A 21,623-nucleotide genomic window follows, 5' to 3' on the forward strand; every position below is an offset into this window, starting at 1 on the left:
GGCAGGATGCCCCAGAGCACGACGCTCACGATCGCCCTCCCGTCGTCGCGAGGGGAAGCAGGCGCGGATCGTACGGGTCGAGACCGACCGACTCGGTCGGCGGGCCCGCGGCCGCCATCGCCATGGCCTGCTGCCGGTCGGCCGGCGAGCGACCCGGCAGGGTCGCGCACACGGCGGCGACGACGCCGGCGTACGGCGAGTCGCGTTCGGCGAGCGCAAGGCGGATCAGCTCGAGGCTCGCCCGGTACTCCTGCAGCAGCGCCGCGCCCGCGTCGGGTCGGTGCCGCGCGAACTCGAGCACGAGCGGAAGGTGGTCGGGCAGCTCGCCGGTCTCACCGAGCTCGAGCCCGGCGTCGCGGTAGCGCTGCGTGAAGTCGACGAGCACCATGCCGCGGCGGCGCGTGTCGCCATCCGTCCAGTACGACAGGTAGAGCGCGTGCCGCTTCGAGAGGTCGAAGACGTCGACGTACGCGCGCTGCACGACGGCGGCCGGTTCGCTCGCCCACCAGTCGAGGAGCGGGGCGAAGGATGGCGCGGCCTCCGGCGCCGACTCCGCGAGCGCCCGCCGGACGAGCCCCGCCAACGCGAGGGTGTCGTCGTCGGGGTAGCCGAGGCAGATCGACGCGGCCTGGTAGACCACGGGCCGGTTCATGAGCCGCTCCCGCGGGTCTCGGCGCCGTCGCCGCGGTCGCCCTCCTGGCCCCGTCGGTCGGGGAACAGGCCGGGCGGCGCGCCCTGGCCGTCCCAGTTGAGGAGGTTCACGCGGCCCCGCAGCGAGGCCTCGCCGGCCGCGCCATCCGAGGTCTGCCGCTCGCGCAGCGCGTGGAACGTCTCGACGGCGACCGGCGCCGGCCGGCCGCTCGCCTCGCCGAACGGGCCCGAGCCGACGATCTCGTACGGGCCGCCGTCGAAGTCGAGCGAGCAGCCGAGCTCCTCGAGCTCGTGCGCCTGCTCGTAGTGCGCGGTCGGGATCACGTACCGCTCGTCGTACTTCGCGATCGCGAGCAGGCGGTACATCTCGTACATGGTCGCGCCGTCCATCCCGACCGCTCGCGGGATCGACTCGTCGGTGGGCCGGCTCAGCGTGATGTCGCGCAGGTAGGCGCGCATGGCGGCGAGCTTGCGCAGCACCCCCGTCACGAGGTCGGTGTCGCCGGCGGTGAACAGCTCGGCGAGGTACTCGACCGGGATCCGCAGGGCCTCGATCGCGCCGAACAGGGTGCCGGCCGACTCGGCGTCGTGGCCCTGGTCGCGCAGCAGGTCGACGATGGGCGAGAGCGGCGGGATGTACCAGACCATCGGCATCGTGCGGTACTCGGGGTGCAGCGGCAGTGCGACCCGGTAGGTCTTCGCGAGTGCGTAGACGGGGGAGCGCCGCGCGGCGTCCATCCAGTCGTCGGCGATGCCCTGCTCGCGCGCGGCGGCGATGACCGCGGGGTCGTTCGGGTCGAGCATGAGGTCGAGCTGCGCCTCGTAGAGGTCCTTCTCGTCGGGCGTCGACGCGGCCTCGGTCACGCGGTCGGCGTCGTAGAGGAACAGGCCGAGGTAGCGCAGGCGCCCGACGCAGGTCTCCGAGCACACGGTCGGGATGCCGACCTCGAGCCGGGGGTAGCAGAGCGTGCACTTCTCGGCCTTGCCGGTCTTGTGGTTGAAGTAGATCTTCTTGTACGGGCAGCCGGTGATGCACTGGCGCCAGCCGCGGCAGCGGTCCTGGTCGACCAGGACGATGCCGTCCTCTTCGCGTTTGTAGATCGCGCCCGAGGGGCACGAGGCCATGCACGACGGATTCAGGCAGTGCTCGCAGATGCGCGGCAGGTAGAACATGAACGTCTGCTCGAACTGGAACGTGATCGCGTCCTCCGACTCGCGGCGGACCTTCTCGACCATCGGGTCGAGGTGGCCGAGCTCGCTCGTGCCGCCGAGGTCGTCGTCCCAGTTGGCCGACCACGTGATCTTCGTGTCCTCGCCGGTGATGAGCGACTTCGGCCGGGCGACCGGGAAGTCGTCGCCGAGCGGGGCGTTCGTGAGCGTCTCGTAGTCGTACGTCCACGGCTCGTAGTAGTCCTCGAGCTTCGGCTGCACCGGCGAGGAGAAGATCGTGAGCAGGCGCTTCAGCCGGCTGCCGGTGCGGAGTTTCAGGCGCCCCCGGGAGTTCAGCGCCCACCCGCCGCGCCACTGCTCCTGGTCCTCGTAGCGCCTCGGGTAGCCCTGGCCGGGCCGGGTCTCGACGTTGTTGAACCATACGTACTCGGTGCCGGCCCGGTTCGTCCACGCCTGCTTGCACGTGACGGAGCAGGTGTGGCATCCGATGCACTTGTCGAGGTTCATGACCATGCCCATTTGAGCCATGACGCGCATCAGAGCGTCACCTCCTGCGATTCCTGCGAGGGAGCCATACTGTGCTTCCGAACTGCGTGCATCAGTACGTCACCTCCTGCGACCGGCGGCGGATCGTCGCCACCATGTCGCGCTGGTTGCCGGTCGGACCCAGGTAGTTGAACGTGTACGACAGCTGGGCGTAGCCGCCGATGAGATGCGTCGGCTTCACGAGCAGCCTCGTGACGGAGTTGTGGATGCCGCCGCGCCGGCCGGTCGCCTCCGACTTCGGCACGTCGATCGTGCGTTCCTGCGCGTGGTGCACGTACACGACCCCGTCGGGCATGCGGTGCGACACGATCGCGCGGGCGACGAGCACGCCGTTGGAGTTCACGCACTCGACCCAGTCGTTGTCGGCGGCGCCGATCGCCGCGGCATCCGCAGGGCTCATCCACACCGTCGGCCCGCCGCGCGAGAGCGAGAGCATGAACAGGTTGTCCTGGTACTCGGAGTGGATCGACCACTTCGAGTGCGGCGTGAGGTAGCGGACGACGACCTGGTTGCGGCCGTCGGGCCCGAGGCGGGGCTCGCCGAACAGGCGGTGCATGTCGAGCGGTGGGCGATAGATCGGCATGGTCTCGCCGAGGTCGCGCATCCAGTCGTGGTCGAGGTAGAAGTGCATGCGGCCGGTGAGCGTGTGGAACGGCTTCAGCCGCTCGATGTTCACCGTGAACGGCGCGTAGCGGCGCCCGCCGGTCTCGGAGCCCGACCATTCGGGGCTCGTGATGACCGGCACGGGCGCGGCCTGGGTCATCGCGAACGTGATGCGCTTCTCCTCCGAGCCCTCGGCGAGGTCGGCGAGCGGCTTGCCCACGCGTTTCTCGAGGGTCGTGAAGCCCTGCACCGCGAGCTCGCCGTTGGTCGTGCCGGAGAACGAGAGGATCGCCTCGGCGAGCTTGACGTCGGTGTCGATCGCGGGTCGGCCGGCGGCCGGGCCGCTGGGCAGCACGCCGTGCGCCTTCGCGAGCCGATCGACCTCGTGCGACACGTCGTACGTGACGTTCTTGATCGTGAAGCCGAGCTTCTCGGCCAGGGGACCGACCGTCGCGAGCTTGTCGGCGATCGCGGTGTAGTCGCGTTCGACGACCGCGTACACCGGCATGGTCTTGCCGGGCGTCGGCGGGATGTCGCCGCGCGCCCAGTCACGCACGGCGCCGCCCGGTTGCGACGTCTCGCCGGGGGTGTCGTGCTGCATCGGCACGGCGACGAGGTCCTTGCGCGTGCCGAGGTGGGCCTTCGCCATCTCCGACAGCGAGCGTGCGATCGCGTGGAACAGGTCGAAGTCGCTGCGCGCCTCCCACGGCGGGTCGATCGCGGGCGTGAAGGCGTGCACGAACGGGTGCATGTCGGTCGACGACAGGTCGTGCTTCTCGTACCAGGTGGCCGCGGGGAACACGACGTCGGAGAGCAGGGTGGTCGAGGTCATCCGGAAGTCGGCCGAGACCAGCAGGTCGAGCTTGCCCTCGGGGATCTCGTCGCGCCACGCGACCTCGCGCGGGCGGACGGATGCCTCGTCGGAGGCCATCACGTTGCTGTGCGTGCCGAGCAGGTGCTTCAGGAAGTACTCGTTGCCCTTCGCCGACGAGCCCATGAGGTTCGAGCGCCACAGCGTCAGGACGCGCGGCCAACTCTCGGGCGCGTCGATGTCGGAGATCGCGGTCTTCAGCGAGCCGTCGGCGAGCGAACGGGCGACGAAGGATGCCGCGTCGGGCGCGCTCCCGTCGGCGACCGCCTCCTCGGCCCGGTCGGCGACCTCCAGCGGGTTCCGGTCGAACTGCGGATAGAACGGCATCCAGCCGAGCCGCGCGGACTGCGCGATCGTGTCGGCCGTGTGCATTCCCTCGAGGTTGCCCTCGGCGAGGGGCGACGCGAGGGCATCGGCCGAGTATCCGTCGAAGCGCCACTGGTCGGTGTGCATGTACCAGTACGACGTGCCGGTCATGGTGCGCGGCGGGCGCGACCAGTCGAGTGCGTTCGCGAGCGAGAGCCATCCGGTGATCGGGCGGCACTTCTCCTGGCCGACGTAGTGCGCCCAGCCGCCGCCGTTGCGGCCCATCGAGCCCGTGAGGATGAGCATCGACAGGATGGCGCGGTAGGTCGCGTCGCCGTGGAACCACTGGCAGATGCCCGCGCCCATGATGATCATCGAGCGGCCGCCCGAGTCGATCGCGTTCTGCGAGAACTCGCGGGCGATGCGGATGCAGGCCTCCGCCGGCACGCCCGTGATCTCCTCCTGCCAGGCGGGGGTGTACGGGGTCTCGGGGTCGTCGTAGCCGGCCGGCCACTCGCCGGGCAGGCCCTCGCGGGCGACGCCGTACTGCGCGAGCAGCAGGTCGAACACGGTCGTCACAAGGCGCCCGCCGATGCGTGCGGCGGGCACTCCGCGGCGGAGCACGGCGCCCGAGCCGTCCGGAGCATCGAACCGAGGGAGGAGCACCTCGGTCGCCTCGGTCGCCACCTTCGCGTCGCGCAGCGACAACGCGGGCACCGTGTCGCCGAGGTCGAGGTTCCAGCGGCCGACGCCCGACTCGGCGTAGCGGAAGCCCATCGAGCCGTTGGGCACGACCGGCTCGCCGGTCGCGGCCTCGACCACGACGGTCTTCCATGCGTCCTCGTCGGCGTTGCCCCCGAGGTCGGCCGACGTGAGGAACTTGCCGGGCACGAGCCCGCCGTCGGCGTGCTCGACGAGCGTGACCAGGTGCGGCAGGTCGGTATACGTGCGCGCGAACTCGACGAAGAACGGCACGCGCCGGTCGACGTAGTGCTCCTTCAGCAGCACGTGCCCCATCGCCATCGCGAGCGCCGCATCGGTGCCCGCCTGGCACGGCAGCCACTCGTCGGCGAACTTCGTGTTGTCGGCGTAGTCGGGGCTGACGGTCACGACCTTGGTGCCGCGGTAGCGGACCTCGGCCATCCAGTGCGCGTCGGGCGTACGGGTGACCGGCACGTTCGAGCCCCACATCATGAGGTACGTGGCATCCCACCAGTCGCCCGACTCGGGCACGTCGGTCTGGTCGCCGAACACCTGCGGACTCGCAACCGGAAGGTCGGCGTACCAGTCGTAGAAGCTCGTCATCACGCCGCCGATGAGTTGCGTGAACCGCGTGCCGACGCAGTGCGAGACCATCGACATCGCCGGGATCGGTGAGAACCCGGCGACTCGATCGGGCCCGTACTCCTTGATCGTGTGCACGTAGCCCGCGGCGACGAGTTCGACCGCCTCGGCCCACGTCGCGCGCACGAGGCCGCCCTTGCCACGCGCCTGCTGGTAGCGACGGCGCGTCTCGGGGTTCGTGCTGACCTCGCGGAACGCGAGCACCGGATCGCCGAGCCGAGCCTTCGCCTCGCGGTACGCCTCCAGCAGCACGCCGCGCACGTACGGGTACCGCACGCGCGTCGGCGAGTACGTGTACCAGGAGAACGCGGCCCCGCGGGGACATCCGCGGGGCTCGTACTCGGGGCGGTCGGGGCCGACGCTCGGGTAGTCGGTCTGCTGCGCCTCCCACGTGATGATGCCGTCCTTGACGTACACCTTCCACGAACAGGACCCCGTGCAGTTCACGCCGTGCGTGGAGCGCACGACCTTGTCGTGGCTCCACCGGTCGCGGTAGAAGGAATCGCCCTGGCGGCCGCCCTCGAGGAACACCGCGCGGTGATCCGGCGTCTGCTCGCGCCGCGTGAAGAAGCGTCCGATCTGGAGTAGGGCGTCGGACGCGGGACCGTCAACTCCGGTGTTGCGGGTCATGGCACGGGACCCTAGCGGGTCGCGGGCGCGCCCCCGAGGGACCTCGGTCCCTCGATCGCCGCGCCATCGTGCTGCGCCCGGCAGAATGGCGGACATGGATGCCGCGCTCCCCGCCCTGACCGAGATGCCCGCGCCGCAGTTCGTGATGTCGGCCGAAGGCTTCCGCATCGCGACGTACTCGTGGGGCGACGCCGACGCGCCGACCGTGCTGTGCGTGCACGGATTCGCGTCGAGCTGTCGCGACAACTGGGTGAGCACGGGGTGGGTGCGCGATCTCACGCGCGCCGGGTTCCGCGTGCTCGGGGTCGACCAGCGCGGCCACGGCGCGAGCGACAAGCCGCACGACCCGCTCGCGTACGGCATGGATGCGCTCGTGAACGACCTCGTCACGGTGCTCGACACGTACCTGCTCGACACCGTCCTCTACGCGGGCTACTCCCTCGGCGCGCGCGTGGGCTGGCAGGTCGCCGTGCAGGTGCCCGATCACGTCGAGCGGGCGGTGCTCGGCGGCATCCCCGACGGCCGGCCGCTCGCTCGGCTGCAGATCGAGCAGGCGCGGGCGTACGCCGAGCACGGCACCCCCGTCGAGGACACGGTCACGTGGAACTACTGCACGCTCGCCGAGCGGGTGCCCGGCAACGACCTGCGCGCGCTCGTCGCGCTCGCCGAGGGCATGCGGCTCGGCGACGCCGACCCCGACCCGTCGAACCCGCCGCGGCAGGAGATCCTCTTCGCCACCGGCTCGGAGGACGCCATCATCGAGCGATCCAGGCTGCTGGCGGAGGCCACGCCCCACGGCACCTTCGTCGAGCTGCCCGACCGGCACCACTTCAACGCGCCGGGCTCGCGGGTGTTCCGCCAGGCGGCGCTGGAGTTCTTCGCGCAGGCGCGCTGACCGGCGGTCAGGACGCCGGCGGCTCCTGGCCGGTCGACTCGACCGCTGCGGCCTTCCGCGGCGCCAGGAACAGGTTCGCGAGGTACCCGGTGAAGGTGCCGAAGATGGCGACGCCCAGCACGATCATGAGCGTGCCCGCGAATCGACCCGCGTTGGTGACGGGGAACTGATCCCCGTAGCCGACGGTCGAGATGGTGACGATCGTGTACCACAGCGCGTCCGAGGCCGTCGTGATGTTCGCGCCCGGAGCATCCTGCTCGAGGTAGAGCATCGTGAGGCTCCCGAACTGAAGGACGAAGACGCCCATGAGCAGCAGCGCGTACAGCGCGCTCCCGGCCCGGTCCTTGATCAGGGTGCGCCAGATGCCGCCCGGTCCGACGTCGCGCATCAGGCGGATCACTCGGATGATCCGGAAGAGTCGGAGGATCTTGAACTGGGGGAACGGCAGGCTCGCCAGGAGGTCGGCCCAGCCGTAGTGCCGGAAGAAGTAGGCCCCACGATGCGGCGCCGTCGCGAGCCGATAGGCGAAGTCGGCCAGGAAGACGGCACTGAACAGCGCGTTCATGGCCACGAGCACGGTGGCCAGCGCCCCGTCATCGCCGAGGGCGTACAGGAGGACGAGGTTGACGATCGACAGGACCGACAGGGCCCCGACGAAGATCTCGTATCCGGTGCTCTTCAGTTCGGAGCGAACCCTCGACATGCGTGGATTGTGGCACACGCCGCTCGTGCGACCTGGCCGCCACGGCGGAGCGTGAGCAGGCCGCGCGCGACTACGCGGCCGAGTTCAGGATCGCCATCATGCGGCGCGCGATCGTGCGGTCGAGGTCGTCGGGCACGGGCTGCGCGCCGGGCGCGAGCTCGGCCGCGCGGGTCGCGATGCGCTCGAGCGAGAGCGACTGCAGCAGGAAGCCGAGGTCCATCGACTCGAGCGAGTTGCCCTTCGGCTCGGTTCCGGCCAGGTTGAACATGCGGCCGTCGGCGAGCAGCACCACGTGCCGTCCGCCCGGCAGGTCGAACCGGTCGAGCGCGTCGACGATCTGCGCGTGGCCGACCGCGTTCGCGCGCAGCGCGGGCACGTCGATCTCCCACGGCACGTGGCCGATGTTGCCGATGATCGCGCCGTCGTGCATGCGCTCGATGAGGTCGTAGCCGAGCACGCCGGGCCGGCCGGTCGCGGTGACGAACACGTCGCCCCACTCCGCGAAGTCGTCGCCGCTGCCGACGCGGAAGCCGTCGAGCGTCGCCTCGAACGCCTTGAGCTCGTCGACGTCGACGACCGCCACCTTGCCGCCGAGCGCGCGCAGGTAGTGTGCGACGCCGCGGCCGCACCATCCGTACCCGAAGACCACGAAGCGGCGACCGGGCACCATCGCATTGGTCAGCCGCATGAAGCTCTCGACCGCGGACTGCCCGACGGCGTGCTTGTTCTCGCCGATCGCCTTGAGCAGGCTGTCGTTGATCACGATCACCGGGAACGGCACGCGCCCGTGCAGCTCTCCGCGCAGTCGGTCGCCGCCGCTCGTGGTCTCCTCGGTGCCGCCGACGATCCGGTCGCCGAGGCCCCGCGCGACGATGCAGGCGGCGAGGTCGCCGCCGTTGTCGAGCAGGATGTCGGGACCCGCGTCGAGCACCGTCGCGATGTTGCGCTCGTGCTGCTCGAGGGGGTCGGCCCGCCGCCCGACGATCGTGATGCCCGGGAGGGTGTTGAGGTAGGCGACCACGTCGTCTTGTGTGGAGCCGAAGTTGCCCGTTCCGACGAGCTCGGCCCCGCCGGCCGCGAGGGTCTCGACGAGCACGGCGGTCTTCGGCTCGACGTGCAGCGACATGCCGATGCGGTGCCCGGCGAACGGCCGGGTCGCAGCGAACTCGCGGCGGACGTCGGCCAGCAGGCCCATGCGGGAGCGGATCCAGTCCACGCGGGCGGCGCCGGCGCTGACGAGGTCGGTGTGTGCCATCCGTGCACTCTAGCCCCGTCGCGAGGTCCGCGTTCCTGCGGGTCGACCCGCACGAATCCGGGACTCGCCGGGGGGAGGGTGGTCGCCGCCCGAGCGGTCAGGCCTCGGTCTCGAAGTAGAGGTGCGTGTGCAATCGGCACCGCTCGTTGAACCGGGACCCGCACTCGGGGCAGGCGTCCGCCGCGAGATACGCCGCGATCGTGAGCTCGGTGCCGCACGCCCCGCACAGCACGGCCTCGCGGCCGCGCTCGCCGAGGGGCCACTGCGTCGCCGGATGGCCGGCCGTCTCCTCGTGGCAGAGGTGGCACGGGTAGTACTCGCCGCAGCACGCGAACCGGATCGCGACGATGTCGACCTCGGTGCGGTAGTGCACGCACCGCGTCATCTCGTCGACCACGGGCCCGAATACGCGCGGGCGCTCGCGACGGGTCGCGGGTTCGGTCATGCCGACCATCATCGCAGCGGATGGCGCGCCCCGCGCCATCCGGACCCTGACAACGCCGCCGCACCGGCGTAGGGTGACGGCCATGTCGGACACGAGCATGCCGCCAGCCATCCGGGAGTTCGTCGACGCCACCAACCGCGGCGACTCCGAGACATTCGTCGCGGCGTTCACCGACGACGCGTACGTGAACGACTGGGGCCGCGAGTTCCACGGCCGCGAGGGCGTCGCGAGCTGGAACGAGACCGACAACATCGGCCGGCAGTCGCACTTCGAGGTGCACGGCATCGTGTCGGGGCGCAAGTCCGAGCAGTACCTGCTGACCGTCACGGTGTCGGGGAACGGGTACAACGGGCCGGGCACGTTCACGTTCGACCTGCGCGACGGGCTCATCGCCCGGTTCCTCATCGCGTAGCGGGAGAGCGGATGCCGGGACTCGAACTCGTCGTCGTGCTCGGCGTCGCGCTCGTCGCCTGCACGGCCCTCGCCCGGCGCCTGCGCGTCGCCTCGGCCGTGCTGCTGCTCGTGACCGGCATCCTGCTCGGGATGCTGCCCGCACTGTACGACGTGGGGCTGCCGCCCGAGATCGTGCTGTTCATCTTCCTTCCGGCGCTGCTGTTCTGGGAGAGCCTGACCACCTCGCTCCGCGGCATCCGCCGCGACCTGCGCGGCATCGTCCTGACGAGCACCGTGCTCGTGTTCCTCAGCGCGGCGGCGCGGCCGGAGCGGCGGTCGCCGCGGTCGGGCTGCTCGTCCTGCGGTGGATCCGAGAGCCGCTCCTGAAGAACGTCACGCTGATCCTCATGCCCTTCGCCGCCTACCTGCTCGCCGAGCTCATCCACGCCTCGGGCGTGCTCGCGGTCGTGGTCGCGGGGCTCGTGGCCACCCAGGTCGGGCCGCGCGTGAGCACGGCGACCTCGCGCAGCCAGGCCGACTCGTTCTGGGCGCTCGCGACGTTCATGCTGAACGGCGCGTTGTTCGTGCTGATCGGGCTCGAGGTCAGCAACGACGTGCGGAGCGTGCCCGCGTCCGAGCTCGGCCGGGCGATCGGCATGGTCGGGGCGGTCTGGATGGTCCTGCTCGCCGTGCGCTTCGCCTTCCACTTCCTCGCGGGGGCCCTGGTGCGGCTGACCGTGCGCTCGCCGGAGGAACGGGCACGTCACCTCGACGTGCGGGCCCGCGTCGTGGCGTCGGTCGCGGGGTTCCGCGGCGCGGTGTCGCTCGCGGCGGCGCTCGCCGTGCCGACCACGATCGCGTCGGGCGCCGCTTCCCCGAGCGGCATCTCGTCATCTTCGTCACGGCCGGCGTCATCGTGCTGACGCTCGTCGTGCAGGGCCTGGTCCTGCCGCCGGTGGTGCGCTGGGCGCGCTTCGCGGTCGACGCCGAGGAGGAGGACGAGCGACGCCTCGCCGAGACCACCGCGGCCGAGGAGGCGCTCGCCGCGATCCCTGCCGTCGCCGAGGAGCTCGACGTCGACCCCGAGGTGCGCGACCGAGTCACCCGCGAGCTCGAGGGCCGGCTCGCCGAGCTGCGCGCGGAACGCGGCGAGGCCGACGACGACCGGGCCACGCTCACCCGGGGCGACCAGTACCGCGCGATGCGCCTCGCGCTGCTCGACCGCAAGCGCGAGGCCGTGCTCGCGCTCCGCGACCAGCGACGGATCGACGACCTCGTGCTGCGCAGGGTGCAGGCGATGCTCGACACGGAGGAGGTGCGCCTGCTGCGGCCCGAGCCCGAGGGCTGAGGCCGGGGCGCGCCGGGGCGCGCGGGGGCCCCTCAGTGCACGGGGATCGCCGCGCCGGCGGCGGCATCCGCGGAGGCGCCGGCCGCGCCATCCGCCGCCGGGTTCGTCACGAAGAAGGACAGCACCACTGCGCCGAGCGCGATGATCGCGCCGGTCAGGAACGCGGCGTGGATGCCCGCGCCCAGCGCGCCCGTCAGGTCACCGCCCGCCGATCCGGCGGAGGCCGCCACGATCGACATCACCGTGATGAACAGGGCCGTGCCCGCCGCGCCGGCGAGCTGCTGCACGGTGCCGACGATCGCGCTGCCGTGCGGGTACAGCGGGCGCGGCAGCGAGCCGAGCGCCGACGTGAGCAGCGGCGTGAACACGAACCCGAGGCCGAGGTTCAGGGCGAGGTGCACCGCGATGATCCAGCCGACCGCGCTCGACTCGTCGAAGGTGGCCATGCCCCACAGTGCGGCGGCCGCCACGATCATGCCCGGGATCACGAGCGGGCGCGGGCCGAGCCGGTCGAACAGCGAGCCGACGACCGGGGCGATGGCGCCCATGAGCACGCCGCCCGGCAGCAGCATGAGGCCCGTCTCGAGGGTCGTGAGCCCGAGCACCTGCTGCAGGTAGATCGGCAGCAGCACGAGCGTGCCGAACATCGCGGCCATCGCGACGACGACGAGCACCACGGCGAGCGAGAACGCGCGGGAGCGGAACGTGCGCAGGTCGAGCAGCGCCCGGTCGTCGCGCTGGAGGCGCAGCTGTCGGAACACGAACCCCGCGAGCGCCACGGCGCCGACGACGATCGGGATCCACACCGGGATCGGCGCGTGGCCGGCCGCGGCCTCGCCGATGCTGCTGAGGCCGTAGATGAGCCCGCCGAACGCGAACACCGAGAGCACGACCGAGAGCACGTCGAAGCGCACCTTCTGCGGCACGGTCACGTTGCGCACCCAGATGGCGCCGAGCGCGATCGCGAGGACGGCGATCGGCAGCACGATCCAGAACATCCACCGCCAGTCGAGCGCCGAGAGGATGATGCCCGAGACGGTCGGACCGATGGCCGGGGCCACCGCGATCACGATCGTGATGACGCCCATCATGCGGCCGCGATGCGACGGCGCCACCACGTTGAGCACGGTCGTGAACAGCAGCGGCATCATGATCGCAGTGCCCGCGGCCTGCACGACCCGGCCGGCGAGGAGCACCTCGAAGCCGGGCGCGAGCGCGGCGATGAGGGTGCCGGCGGTGAAGAGGCCCATCGCGGTGAAGAACACGGCGCGGAGGGTGAACCGCTCGAGCATCCAGCCGGTGAGCGGGATCACGACGGCCATGGTGAGCATGAAGCCGGTGGTGAGCCACTGCGCGGTCGCGGCGGTGATGTCGAGGTCGGCCATCAGGCGCGGCAGGGCGACGCTCATGATCGTCTCGTTGAGGATGACCACGAACGCGGAGGCCACGAGCAGCGCGATGACGGGCCCCACGCGCGGGGCGGTCGCGTCGGTGCCGCTGGGGGCGATGGCGGTGGCGGATGGCGCGGGCGCCTGGCGCGTCTCGGCGACGGTCACGGGGGCTCCTTCGGAGTCGATGCGGGCGCGGCGCACCATCGAGCCGGCGGAGTCTGTGCGTGCCATTATGGCAGACACTGCCAGTTCGACACGAACTGTATGATTCACGCATGACTGCGGACGACACGGCCGACGTGCCACTCGGGCTCCGCGAACGCCGCCGTCGCGAGACGCTGCGGCAGATCTCCGACGCGGCGCTCGTGCTGTTCGAGCGACGCGGCGTCGCCGGCACGACCGTCGACGACATCGCCGAGGCCGCGGGGGTGTCGCCGCGCACGTTCTTCCGCTACTTCCCCACCAAGGAGGACGCGGTCTTCGTCGACGACGAGCAGTTCGAGGCCGTCATGCGGGAGGCGCTCGCGGCCATCCGGTCGGGCGCGCCGGTCGTGACCGCGATGGAGGTCGCGTGGCTGCGCCTCGTCGACGACTTCATGCACGACGACGTCGCCCGCGACCGCTTCCTGCGCACGCGCCGCCTGGTCGGTGCCGAGCCGACGGTGCTCGCCATCGCGCTGCGGCGCGACGCCGAGCACGTGCAGACGCTGACGGATGCCGCGGTGGCGGCCACCGGCGGTGCGTCCGACGCGTTGACCGCCCAGGCGCTCGTGTCGATGGTCGGCACGACCGTGCGGATCGCGTTCGACGAGTGGGCACGGCGGGCCGAGGAGGACCCGGCCGCCGACGTCCGCGAGATCTACCTCGAGCTGCGGCGCGGCGTCACCGCGTACGCCGCGCAATTGCTGGAGGGGCCGCCGCCGATACGCTCGTCGCAGTGACCGCGGGGCGGGTCCACGGGGGAGGAGCCGACATGACGGACGGGACGGGCGCTGCGAGCGGCGGCGCGAAGGCGTGGTTCCACAGGAACCGCAGGGTGCTCGGCATCGCGGGCGCGGTGTTCGCGGCGGCCATGACCGTGCTGTGGCTGGTCGTGGTGCCGGGCGAGGCCGACACGACGACGGGGCTGCCGTCGTTCCCCATCCGGTACGGGCACCCGGCCGCGTGGGCGCTGCTCTCGGTGCTCGGCGTGCTCGTCGCGGCCGATGCGCCGAAGCGCGCGAAGGACGCGGTCGGCATCGCGAGCCTCGTCTCGTACCTCGCGTTCCTCGGGGCGCTCGCCCTGGCGTGAGGTCCGGGCCGCCCCGATCCGGCGTGGGCGTTCCGAAGCGCCGGGGGCCTGTCGGCGCCCCGGCGCTCCGGATCCGCCGCCTCGGGCGGCGGGGTCGGCGGCTAGGCCGCCTCGGGCGTGACGAACGACGCGCAGTCGCACTTCGCCCAGGCGCCGCCGGCGAAGATGTCCGTGCGGCAGGCACCGAGGTGCTCGGTGTCGTCGTGTCCGCAGTGCCGGCATTCGGCGAGTTCGAGGAGTTGCATCTCGATCTCCGATCGTGTGAGTCGCGGAGACGCGTTCGGGCGCGCCGTCCGGTACCGCGACACGGGGTCGCGGTGGGGTGTTCATGGGGGTATGGCCGCTGGGGGCGGCTGGGGATCCCTCCGTGGGTGACGGGGGCGGGTTGGGGGCGGGCGCCGGGTGGGGGTGGACCGGCGCTGTCGCAGGCTATCCGGCTCGGGGCGAACCGGTCAACCTGTTTCTCGACACGTGAAGAATACTCGAAGGTCCCGAGAGCTTCTCTCAGGTTCAGGGGCGCCGTCTCGTCGGCCTCCCGCGCATGGAACGACGGATGCCGCAGGCTCCACACCTGCGGCATCCGTCGTACCACCTCTGCGCCCGGCCCGACCGGGAGGACTCCGGTCGGACCGTGCACGTCTCAGCCGCGTCCCTGCACGGCGTAGGGGTTGAGGATCGCCTCCTCGGTGCCGGGGACGATGCCCTCCTCGGTCGCGGTGGGCTTGCCCGGGTCGGGCGGGAACGACTCGGTCATCGACATCGGCATCGCGCCGTTGCGGTAGAGGTTGTTCGAGCCGGTGGACGGCTTCCACTCGCCGGGCTCCCAGTCGGGCACGTAGTTGCGGTAGCCGCCGGTGTTCCACTCGATGCGCATGCCGCTCGGGTCGCGGAAGTAGAGGAAGCTCTGCTCGCCGACGCCGTGGATCGACGGGCCGTACTCGATGTGGGTGCCGCGCTCCATGAGCACGTCGGCGGCCTGGAGCAGCTCCTCGCGCGAGTCGACCCAGAACGCGAAGTGGTTCACGCGGCCGCCGCGGTCGGAGCTGTCGAGCACGACGCCGAGGTCGTGCGACTTCTCGTTCGTGGTGATCACGCCGAAGACCGTCACGGGGTAGTCGTCCAGGGTCGTGTAGGCCATGATGCGGAACCCGAGCACGTCGCGGTACCACTCGGTGAAGGCGCGCACATCGGATGCCGCGACCGTGACGTGGTCGAGCTGGCGCGGGCCGACGGCGTGCTGCGTGCGCTTCTCGGGGCGGTCGGGGAAGACCGAGCGGAACTCCTCGGGTGCGACGTACTTCTCGACGTCCCAGAACAGCTCCATGGTGTGACCCCAGGGGCCGGTGAAGCGGTACGAGCGGCCGTGGCCGTGGCCGTCGGCGATCCACTCGCCGGTGACGCCGGCGGCTTCGATGCGCTTCGCGGCCTCGTCGAGCGCCTCGGGGCTCGAGGTGCGCCACGCCATGATGTTCAGCGCGGGCTCCGGGCCCTCGGCGATCACGAGCGAGTAGTTGTAGTAGTCGCCCCAGGAACGCAGGTAGACCTTGCCGTTCGCGCGCGACTGGACCCGAAGCCCGACCTGCTCCTCGTAGAAGCGGACGGAGGCCTCGACGTCGGGCGCCGCGATCTCGAGGTAAGAGAGGTGGGAGAGGAGTTTGATCATCGTCGATCCTTCAGTCGGGGTGCGGTGATGACGACCGCGTGGTTCGGGTGCCCTCGGGCACGTTTCCACTGTCGGCGCTCGCCGGGTATCAGGGAAGCCGAATCTCTTGATGCCGGGCATCGCTCGCGTCGATGACGGTGCGGCGTATGTCGCGGCGGCTAGCATGTGCGCATGTCGGGAGGCGGCGCGGACTCGCGTTCGGTGGCGGAGAAGCTCTTCGCGATCGCCGACGCGTTCGCCGGCCGCGAGGACCTGAGCCTCAGCGAGATCGCCTCGCGGGCGCGCCTGCCGCTCTCGACGGCGCACCGCCTCGTCCGCGAGTGGGTCGAGTGGGGCGGGCTCATCCGCGGCGACGACGGTCGGTACCGCGTGGGCATGCGGCTCTGGCGGCTGGGCGTGCGCCAGCCGACCGCGCTGCGGCTGCGGCGCATCGCGGTGCCCTACCTCGACGACCTGCTCGAGTCGACCGGCGAGCACGTGCACCTCGCGGTGCGGGACGGGCTCGGCGCGGTCTACTTGGAGCGGCTGTCGGGTCCGGGCGCGGTGCCGGTGATCTCGGACGTCGGCTCGCGCCTGCCGCTGCACGCCACCGGCGTCGGGCTCGTGCTGCTCGCGCACGCGCCGACCGAGGTGTTCGACGAGGTGATCGCGTCGGAGCCCAGGAAGTACCTGCCGAACACCCTCACGGCGGAGCGCGACCTCCGTCGGCGCCTCGCCGAGATCCGCTCGTTCGGCCTGTCGACCTCCGTCGAGGAGCTCACGCGCGGCGCGTTCTCGGTGGCGGCGCCGGTGCGAGATGCCACGGGCGAGGTGGTGGCGGCGGTGTCGGTGATCGCGCACGTCGAGCGGGTCGGCGAGCCGCAGTTCGCACTGGGCGTGCGGATGGCGGCGCGCGGCATCTCGTCGGCGCTCGGCTACCGCGCGCCGGGCGAATGAGTTCTTCCGCTGAGTGGAAGCGCGCGCCGCGCGGCATCCGCTGAGGCGCATGCTCGTCACGTCACTTCCCGACGACGTGAGAGGCGCAACCGTGCGAAAGTCCACCTCCGTGGCGATCATCGGCGCCGGCCCGGCCGGCCTGATGCTCGGGCACCTCCTGGCCCAGGCCGGGGTGCCGTTCACCATCCTCGAGGCGCAGACCCGCGAGCACGTACTCGGCCGCATCCGCGCCGGCGTGCTCGAGCAGGGCTCGGTCGACCTCCTCGCCGAGCACGGCCTCGACGCCGACCTGCGCGAGCGCGGCCTCACCCACCACGGCATCTACCTGCAGTACGAGGGCCAGCGTCACCACATCGACTTCGTCGACCTCGTGGGCCGCACCGTGACGGTCTACGGCCAGCAGGCCCTCGTGAGGCACCTGCTCGCCGAGCATGACCGCATCGGCTCGGACGTCGTGTTCGAGGCGAAGGACGTCGAGCCGGTCGGCGTGACCGGCAAGCGGCCGACGGTCATCTACACGAAGGACGGCGTCACCGAGGAGCTCGAATGCGACTTCGTCGTCGGCGCCGACGGCTACCACGGCGTGTGCCGCCGCAGCATCCCCGACGGCGGGATCGAGGTGTTCGAGCGCTCGTACCCCTTCGGCTGGCTCGGCATCCTCGCCGACGTGCCGCCCTCGACCGATGACCTCATCTACGCGCTGCACCGCGACGGCTTCGGCATGCACTCGATGCGCTCGCTCGAGGTGTCGCGCCTCTACGTGCAGGTCGGCCCTGACGAGTCGATCGACGACTGGAGCGACGCCCGCATCTGGGACGCCCTGCAGACCCGGCTCGGCGTCGACGGCTGGCAGCTGCAGGAGGGCACGATCACCGAGAAGTCGATCACGCCCATGCGCAGCTTCGTCGTCTCGACCATGCAGCACGGCCGCATGTTCCTCGCGGGCGACGCCGGCCACATCGTGCCGCCGACCGGCGCGAAGGGCCTGAACTCGGCGATCGCCGACGTGGCGCTGCTGGCCCGCGCCATCCTGGACCACCGCGCCGGCGACGACACCGGCCTGCAGCGCTACAGCGACCGCGCCCTCGCCCGCCAGTGGAAGGTGCAGCACTTCTCGCAGTGGATGACCGAGATGCTGCACGTGCACCACGAGGTTCCGGATGCCTCGGCGCGCGGCTTCCGCTACCGCAGCCAGGTCGGCCAGCTCGAGTACGTCACCGGTTCGCACGCCGCGCGCCAGAGCCTCGCCGAGCAGTACGCCGGCCTTCCCTTCACCACGGAGTGACCATGCAACGACCCGCACCCCAGCCCGAGCTCGGGCAGCAGGCCATCAGCGACGAGATCGCCGAACGCCACCGAAGCGAGACGGATGCCGCGGCATCCGCCGGTCGCCCGCTCGCGGCGCACCCCCGCCGCGACTTCGCACCGTACCGCTCGACCGTGCTGCGCCATCCGACCCACGAACTCGTGCGCGCCGACCCCGAGGAGATCGAGCTCGTCTCGCCGGCCTTCGGCCACACCGACGTCGCGGCCGAGGAGGCCGACATGACGATCCAGCACGCGGGAGAGCCGCTCGGCGAGCGGATCATCGTGACCGGCCGGATCCTCGACGGCGACGGCCGCCCCGTGCGCAACCAGCTCATCGAGATCTGGCAGGCGAACGCCTCCGGCCGGTACGTGCACAAGCGCGACCAGCACCCGGCGCCGCTCGACCCGAACTTCACGGGCGTCGGCCGCGTCATCACCGGCGACGACGGCTCGTACCGGCTCACGACGATCAAGCCCGGCGCCTACCCGTGGAAGAACCACCGCAACGCGTGGCGTCCGGCGCACATCCACTTCTCGTTCTTCGGCAGCGCGTTCACGCAGCGGCTGATCACGCAGATGTACTTCCCGGGCGACCCGCTGTTCGCGCTCGACCCGATCTACCAGTCGATCGTCGACCCGGCGGCGCGCGAGCGCCTCGTCGCGACGTACGACCACGACGTGAGCGAGCCCGAATGGGCGATCGGCTACCGGTGGGACGTCGTGCTGACCGGCCCGAAGTCGACCTGGATGGAGCCGGAGGACGCCGACCATGCCTGAGACCACCCGCGCGAGCGCGCCCGACTTCGACGACGAGGCGTTCGACGCCGACGACCTGCCCGGCGCACACGCGCATCCCGGCGCCCACAGCGGTCCGCTCGCGCAGACCCCGTCGCAGACCGTCGGCCCGTTCTTCGGCTACGCGCTGCCGTACGCGGGCGGCCCCGACGTGCGGGCGCCGTGGCTGCCCGATGCGGTGCGGCTGCACGGCTTCGTGTACGACGGCGCGGGCGACCCGATCCCCGACGCGTTCGTCGAGATCTGGGGGGCGGATGCCTCGGGCCGGCCCTCCACGGAGCGCGGCTCGTTCGACCGCGACCAGCACGGGTTCGCGGGCTTCGGACGCGCGGCGGTCGATCGTGCCGGCCACTACTCGTTCACGACGATCAAGCCCGGCGCGACGCGCGAGGGCTCGGCGCCGTACCTGCTCGTCACGGTCTTCGCGCGCGGCGTGACCCAGCATCTGTTCACGCGTGCCTACTTCGGCGACGAGGCCGCGGCCAACGCCGCCGATCCGCTGCTCGCGCGCGTCGACGCTGGCCGCCGCGGCACGCTCATCGCCGAGCCCGATGCGCCGCGCTCGTACCGGTTCGACATCCGGCTGCAGGGCGAGAACGAGACCGTGTTCCTCGACTACGGCACCGAGGTCTGAGCAGGATGGAGCGATGACCGACTGGGGACTCATCGATCCGGGCGCGAGCGACGCGTCCGGCACCGACGACGACGCGGTGCTCGCCGCGATGGTCGAGGTGGAGCGCGCGCTGCTGCGCGTCTGGGCGGAGGAGCTCGACGAGTTCCTCGATCCGCAGGCCGATGCGCTCGATGCCGCGGGGCTCGACCGTGACGCGCTGCGCGACGGCGTGGCGCGCGACGGGGTGCCGGTCGTCGCGCTCGTGCCGCTGCTGCGCGCGCAGCTCGAGGCGGCGGGCCTGCCCGCCGATCGGCTGCACCTCGGCGCGACGAGCCAGGACATCGTCGACACGGCGCTCATGCTCGTCGCGCGCGACGCGCTCGGCGCCGTGCGCGGCTCGCTCATCGAGGCGGGCCGACGGCTGGCCGGGCTCGCGCACGCCGCCCGGCAGAGCCCGAGGATCGCGCGGTCGATCGCGCGGCACGGCGAGGCCTCGACGCTCGGCGTGCTCGCCGCGGGCTGGCTCGACGGCGTGAGCTCGGCGATCGGGGCGCTCGACGGGCTCTCCTTCCCCGTGCAGTTCGGCGGGGCCGTCGGCACGGGTGCGGCAGCGGATGTCGCGGCCGGTCGACCCGGTGCCGCGGACGACGTCCGCGCCGGCCTCGCCTCGCGGCTCGGGCTCGCCGACCCCGGACGCGCCTGGCACACCGAACGCACGCCCGTGCTCGCGGTGGCCGCCGCTGCCGCCACGGTCGTCGCCGCGCTCGGCCGGATCGCGGGCGACGCGACGTTCCTCTCGCGCGAGGAGGTCGGCGAGGTCCGCCTCGCCGGCGGCGGCGGATCGTCGGCCATGCCGCACAAGCAGAACCCCGTCGACGCCGTGCTGGTCACGGCCGCCGCGGTCGAGGCGCCCGGCCTGCTGCAGGTCGTCGCGAGCGCCGCGGTCGCGGGCGACGAGCGGTCGGCGGGGCGCTGGCACGCGGAGTGGTCGGCGCTGCGCCGGCTCGTGCGGCTCGCCCGGTCCGCGTCCGGCGCCGCCGCGCGCCTGGTCGCGGGGCTCGAGTTCGACGCGCAGCGCGCTGCCTCGATCCTCGGCGACGCCGGGCCGGCCGGCACGCGTCCCGACGTCGACGTGCTCGCCGCGGCATCCGATCGCATCGTCGACCGCGCCGTCGCCCGCTTCACCCGCCTCGCCGAACCGGAGGGCTCCCGATGACCGTTCCCCGCCTGCTCGGTTCGTTCGCGCCCGGCGCCGCGCCGGCCGCGACGAACCCCCTGCTCGTGCTGCTGCCCTCGCTCGGCACGACGACCGCCCTCTGGGACGGCGTCGTCGCACGGCTCCGAGCCGACCCGAGGACGGCCGGCCTGCGGATCCTGCGCATCGACCTCCCCGGTCACGGCGTCTCGCCTTCCGTGAGCGACGCGTTCACCATCGGCGAGCTCGCCGACGCCGTGCTCGCCGTCGTCGACGAGGCCGGCGGCGGCGCCTTCCACGTCGCGGGCGTCTCGCTCGGCGGCACGATCGCGCTCGAGCTCGCCGTCGCGCACCCAGACCGCGTCCGCTCGCTCGTGACGAGCTGCAGCGGGTCGCGCATCGGCACGCCCGACGGATGGCACGAGCGCGCGGCGTCGGTGCGCGCGAGCGGCACCGCGTCGCTCGTCACCGGGAGCGCCGCGCGCTGGTTCGCACCCGGCTTCCTCGAGCGCGAGGGCGGCGGGCCCGGTGCTGCGTCGCTCACGACGCTCGTCGACGTCGACGACGAGTCGTACGCGCGCTGCGCCGAGTCGCTCGCCGACTTCGACCGGACCGCCGACCTCGGCGCGCTCGACGCACCGACGCTCGCGATCAGCGGCGGGCGCGACGCCGTGACGACGCCCGCCTCGATGCAGGACCTCGCCGACGCCGTCCCGGGCGGCCGGCACGTCGCGCTCGACGGGGCGTCGCACCTCGCCGTGCTCGAGGAGCCCGCCGCGGCCGCCGAGCTCATCGCGCAGCACGTCGCCGCGGCGGAACGTGCGGGCGCGGCATCCGTCGCCCACGACCGCGGCATGCGCGTGCGCCGCGAGGTGCTCGGCGACGCGCACGTCGACCGCGCGGTCTCGGCGACGACGGCCGAGACGGCGGCGTTCCAGGACTTCCTCACGCGGTACGCATGGGGCGACGTGTGGGACCGGCCCGGCTTGTCGCGGCGGGAGCGTTCGATCGCGACGCTCGCCTCGCTCACCACGGGCGGTCACGAGAACGAGGTCGCGATGCACGTGCGCGCGGCGCTCCGCAACGGGCTCACGCGCGACGAGATCGCCGAGGTGCTGCTGCACACCGCGCTCTACGCGGGCCTGCCCGCCTCGAATGCGGCGTTCGCGATCATGCGCGCGGTCTTCGCGGAGCAGGACGCCGCGGCATCCGGCCCCGACACCCCCGACACCGCTGCTGCCCCCGACGAGACCCCCTGAACCCGGAGGACC

Annotated in this window: 22 protein-coding genes; 13 read left to right on the plus strand and 9 right to left on the minus strand. The window is 72.1% G+C overall.

Going from position 1 to position 21,623, the window contains the following annotated elements; translation table 11 throughout:
• Positions 1 to 25: 25 nt before the first annotated feature.
• From narJ to AC3RKB_RS09235, 3 genes are all read right to left on the minus strand, one after another.
• Positions 26 to 652, minus strand: a complete 627-nt coding sequence (gene narJ / locus AC3RKB_RS09225; RefSeq protein WP_491435783.1) for a nitrate reductase molybdenum cofactor assembly chaperone — start codon at positions 650 to 652, stop codon at positions 26 to 28.
• Positions 649 to 2,358: a nitrate reductase subunit beta gene (gene narH / locus AC3RKB_RS09230; protein ID WP_491435784.1), complete on the minus strand. Its 1,710-nt coding sequence runs from the start codon at positions 2,356 to 2,358 to the stop codon at positions 649 to 651. The genes narJ and narH overlap by 4 nt, the downstream gene beginning before the upstream one ends.
• 61 nt (positions 2,359 to 2,419) lie before the next feature.
• A complete protein-coding gene (locus AC3RKB_RS09235; protein ID WP_491435785.1) occupies positions 2,420 to 6,121 on the minus strand; it encodes a nitrate reductase subunit alpha in 3,702 nt (1,233 codons plus the stop codon).
• A gap of 94 nt (positions 6,122 to 6,215) precedes the next feature.
• Between AC3RKB_RS09235 and AC3RKB_RS09240 the strand changes: the two genes are divergently transcribed.
• A complete protein-coding gene (locus tag AC3RKB_RS09240; RefSeq protein ID WP_491435786.1) occupies positions 6,216 to 7,016 on the plus strand; it encodes an alpha/beta fold hydrolase in 801 nt (266 codons plus the stop codon).
• A 7-nt stretch (positions 7,017 to 7,023) separates the two neighbouring features.
• Here AC3RKB_RS09240 and AC3RKB_RS09245 read toward each other — a convergent pair whose 3' ends face one another.
• The 3 genes from AC3RKB_RS09245 to AC3RKB_RS09255 form a co-directional block, all read right to left on the minus strand.
• Entirely contained in the window at positions 7,024 to 7,719 is a 696-nt protein-coding gene (locus AC3RKB_RS09245) for an ion transporter (RefSeq protein WP_491435787.1), read from the minus strand.
• A 70-nt stretch (positions 7,720 to 7,789) separates the two neighbouring features.
• Positions 7,790 to 8,974: an adenosylhomocysteinase gene (locus AC3RKB_RS09250; protein ID WP_491435788.1), complete on the minus strand. Its 1,185-nt coding sequence runs from the start codon at positions 8,972 to 8,974 to the stop codon at positions 7,790 to 7,792.
• A 97-nt stretch (positions 8,975 to 9,071) separates the two neighbouring features.
• Positions 9,072 to 9,419 (minus strand): CHY zinc finger protein, encoded by a 348-nt coding sequence (locus AC3RKB_RS09255; RefSeq protein ID WP_491435789.1) that lies wholly within the window; start codon positions 9,417 to 9,419, stop codon positions 9,072 to 9,074.
• An 82-nt stretch (positions 9,420 to 9,501) separates the two neighbouring features.
• On the opposite strand from AC3RKB_RS09255, the gene AC3RKB_RS09260 reads away from it, so the two are divergent.
• The 4 genes from AC3RKB_RS09260 to AC3RKB_RS09275 are packed head-to-tail and all read left to right on the plus strand — an operon-like array spanning position 9,502 to position 11,160.
• On the plus strand, positions 9,502 to 9,831 hold the full coding sequence (locus AC3RKB_RS09260) for a nuclear transport factor 2 family protein (RefSeq protein WP_491435790.1): 330 nt from the start codon (positions 9,502 to 9,504) through the stop codon (positions 9,829 to 9,831).
• An 11-nt stretch (positions 9,832 to 9,842) separates the two neighbouring features.
• Positions 9,843 to 10,199: a cation:proton antiporter domain-containing protein gene (locus AC3RKB_RS09265; RefSeq protein WP_491435791.1), complete on the plus strand. Its 357-nt coding sequence runs from the start codon at positions 9,843 to 9,845 to the stop codon at positions 10,197 to 10,199.
• A complete protein-coding gene (locus AC3RKB_RS09270) occupies positions 10,181 to 10,735 on the plus strand; it encodes a cation:proton antiporter domain-containing protein (protein WP_491436802.1) in 555 nt (184 codons plus the stop codon). Before AC3RKB_RS09265 ends, AC3RKB_RS09270 begins: the two co-directional genes overlap by 19 nt.
• Positions 10,729 to 11,160 (plus strand): hypothetical protein, encoded by a 432-nt coding sequence (locus tag AC3RKB_RS09275; protein WP_491435792.1) that lies wholly within the window; start codon positions 10,729 to 10,731, stop codon positions 11,158 to 11,160. The genes AC3RKB_RS09270 and AC3RKB_RS09275 overlap by 7 nt, the downstream gene beginning before the upstream one ends.
• Before the next feature lie 32 nt (positions 11,161 to 11,192).
• Here AC3RKB_RS09275 and AC3RKB_RS09280 read toward each other — a convergent pair whose 3' ends face one another.
• Complete coding sequence (locus AC3RKB_RS09280) at positions 11,193 to 12,755, minus strand: DHA2 family efflux MFS transporter permease subunit (RefSeq protein WP_491436803.1); 1,563 nt, start codon at positions 12,753 to 12,755, stop codon at positions 11,193 to 11,195.
• A gap of 71 nt (positions 12,756 to 12,826) precedes the next feature.
• Between AC3RKB_RS09280 and AC3RKB_RS09285 the strand changes: the two genes are divergently transcribed.
• Complete coding sequence (locus tag AC3RKB_RS09285; protein WP_491435793.1) at positions 12,827 to 13,492, plus strand: TetR family transcriptional regulator; 666 nt, start codon at positions 12,827 to 12,829, stop codon at positions 13,490 to 13,492.
• Between the two features lie 32 nt (positions 13,493 to 13,524).
• Entirely contained in the window at positions 13,525 to 13,842 is a 318-nt protein-coding gene (locus tag AC3RKB_RS09290; RefSeq protein WP_491435794.1) for a hypothetical protein, read from the plus strand.
• 101 nt (positions 13,843 to 13,943) lie between these two features.
• Here the strand turns inward: AC3RKB_RS09290 and AC3RKB_RS09295 are convergent, their stop codons facing one another.
• The gene (locus tag AC3RKB_RS09295) at positions 13,944 to 14,087 is read right to left on the minus strand and encodes a hypothetical protein (protein WP_491435795.1); all 144 of its coding nucleotides are present in this window, start codon (positions 14,085 to 14,087) and stop codon (positions 13,944 to 13,946) included.
• 395 nt (positions 14,088 to 14,482) lie between these two features.
• Positions 14,483 to 15,505, minus strand: a complete 1,023-nt coding sequence (locus AC3RKB_RS09300; RefSeq protein ID WP_491435796.1) for a VOC family protein — start codon at positions 15,503 to 15,505, stop codon at positions 14,483 to 14,485.
• 171 nt (positions 15,506 to 15,676) lie between these two features.
• Here AC3RKB_RS09300 and AC3RKB_RS09305 point away from each other — a divergent pair, with 171 nt between their 5' ends.
• The 6 genes from AC3RKB_RS09305 to pcaDC all read left to right on the plus strand — a co-directional run bounded on the left by AC3RKB_RS09305 (position 15,677) and on the right by pcaDC (position 21,611).
• Positions 15,677 to 16,441: an IclR family transcriptional regulator gene (locus AC3RKB_RS09305; protein ID WP_491435797.1), complete on the plus strand. Its 765-nt coding sequence runs from the start codon at positions 15,677 to 15,679 to the stop codon at positions 16,439 to 16,441.
• A gap of 91 nt (positions 16,442 to 16,532) precedes the next feature.
• Positions 16,533 to 17,726 (plus strand): 4-hydroxybenzoate 3-monooxygenase, encoded by a 1,194-nt coding sequence (locus tag AC3RKB_RS09310; RefSeq protein WP_491435798.1) that lies wholly within the window; start codon positions 16,533 to 16,535, stop codon positions 17,724 to 17,726.
• 2 nt (positions 17,727 to 17,728) lie between these two features.
• Positions 17,729 to 18,526: a protocatechuate 3,4-dioxygenase subunit beta gene (pcaH, locus tag AC3RKB_RS09315; RefSeq protein WP_491435799.1), complete on the plus strand. Its 798-nt coding sequence runs from the start codon at positions 17,729 to 17,731 to the stop codon at positions 18,524 to 18,526.
• A complete protein-coding gene (pcaG, locus tag AC3RKB_RS09320) occupies positions 18,519 to 19,178 on the plus strand; it encodes a protocatechuate 3,4-dioxygenase subunit alpha (RefSeq protein ID WP_491435800.1) in 660 nt (219 codons plus the stop codon). Before pcaH ends, pcaG begins: the two co-directional genes overlap by 8 nt.
• 13 nt (positions 19,179 to 19,191) lie before the next feature.
• On the plus strand, positions 19,192 to 20,373 hold the full coding sequence (locus AC3RKB_RS09325; RefSeq protein ID WP_491435801.1) for a lyase family protein: 1,182 nt from the start codon (positions 19,192 to 19,194) through the stop codon (positions 20,371 to 20,373).
• On the plus strand, positions 20,370 to 21,611 hold the full coding sequence (gene pcaDC / locus AC3RKB_RS09330) for a bifunctional 3-oxoadipate enol-lactonase/4-carboxymuconolactone decarboxylase PcaDC (RefSeq protein ID WP_491435802.1): 1,242 nt from the start codon (positions 20,370 to 20,372) through the stop codon (positions 21,609 to 21,611). The genes AC3RKB_RS09325 and pcaDC overlap by 4 nt, the downstream gene beginning before the upstream one ends.
• Positions 21,612 to 21,623: the final 12 nt, after the last annotated feature.

This window comes from Agromyces capsici (assembly GCF_058349965.1).

Bases quoted from the DNA above. Each gene is read 5' to 3' on its own strand.
- AC3RKB_RS09325 (WP_491435801.1), top strand. From the start codon at position 19,192: ATGACCGACTGGGGACTCATCGATCCGGGCGCGAGCGACGCGTCCGGC.
- pcaG (WP_491435800.1), top strand. From the start codon at position 18,519: ATGCCTGAGACCACCCGCGCGAGCGCGCCCGACTTCGACGACGAGGCG.
- AC3RKB_RS09240 (WP_491435786.1), top strand. From the start codon at position 6,216: ATGGATGCCGCGCTCCCCGCCCTGACCGAGATGCCCGCGCCGCAGTTC.
- AC3RKB_RS09290 (WP_491435794.1), top strand. From the start codon at position 13,525: ATGACGGACGGGACGGGCGCTGCGAGCGGCGGCGCGAAGGCGTGGTTC.
- narJ (WP_491435783.1), bottom strand. From the start codon at position 652: ATGAACCGGCCCGTGGTCTACCAGGCCGCGTCGATCTGCCTCGGCTAC.
- AC3RKB_RS09305 (WP_491435797.1), top strand. From the start codon at position 15,677: ATGTCGGGAGGCGGCGCGGACTCGCGTTCGGTGGCGGAGAAGCTCTTC.
- AC3RKB_RS09285 (WP_491435793.1), top strand. From the start codon at position 12,827: ATGACTGCGGACGACACGGCCGACGTGCCACTCGGGCTCCGCGAACGC.
- AC3RKB_RS09295 (WP_491435795.1), bottom strand. From the start codon at position 14,087: ATGCAACTCCTCGAACTCGCCGAATGCCGGCACTGCGGACACGACGAC.
- AC3RKB_RS09245 (WP_491435787.1), bottom strand. From the start codon at position 7,719: ATGTCGAGGGTTCGCTCCGAACTGAAGAGCACCGGATACGAGATCTTC.
- AC3RKB_RS09250 (WP_491435788.1), bottom strand. From the start codon at position 8,974: ATGGCACACACCGACCTCGTCAGCGCCGGCGCCGCCCGCGTGGACTGG.
- AC3RKB_RS09235 (WP_491435785.1), bottom strand. From the start codon at position 6,121: ATGACCCGCAACACCGGAGTTGACGGTCCCGCGTCCGACGCCCTACTC.
- pcaH (WP_491435799.1), top strand. From the start codon at position 17,729: ATGCAACGACCCGCACCCCAGCCCGAGCTCGGGCAGCAGGCCATCAGC.
- AC3RKB_RS09260 (WP_491435790.1), top strand. From the start codon at position 9,502: ATGTCGGACACGAGCATGCCGCCAGCCATCCGGGAGTTCGTCGACGCC.
- AC3RKB_RS09255 (WP_491435789.1), bottom strand. From the start codon at position 9,419: ATGACCGAACCCGCGACCCGTCGCGAGCGCCCGCGCGTATTCGGGCCC.
- pcaDC (WP_491435802.1), top strand. From the start codon at position 20,370: ATGACCGTTCCCCGCCTGCTCGGTTCGTTCGCGCCCGGCGCCGCGCCG.
- AC3RKB_RS09300 (WP_491435796.1), bottom strand. From the start codon at position 15,505: ATGATCAAACTCCTCTCCCACCTCTCTTACCTCGAGATCGCGGCGCCC.
- AC3RKB_RS09265 (WP_491435791.1), top strand. From the start codon at position 9,843: ATGCCGGGACTCGAACTCGTCGTCGTGCTCGGCGTCGCGCTCGTCGCC.
- narH (WP_491435784.1), bottom strand. From the start codon at position 2,358: ATGCGCGTCATGGCTCAAATGGGCATGGTCATGAACCTCGACAAGTGC.
- AC3RKB_RS09280 (WP_491436803.1), bottom strand. From the start codon at position 12,755: ATGGTGCGCCGCGCCCGCATCGACTCCGAAGGAGCCCCCGTGACCGTC.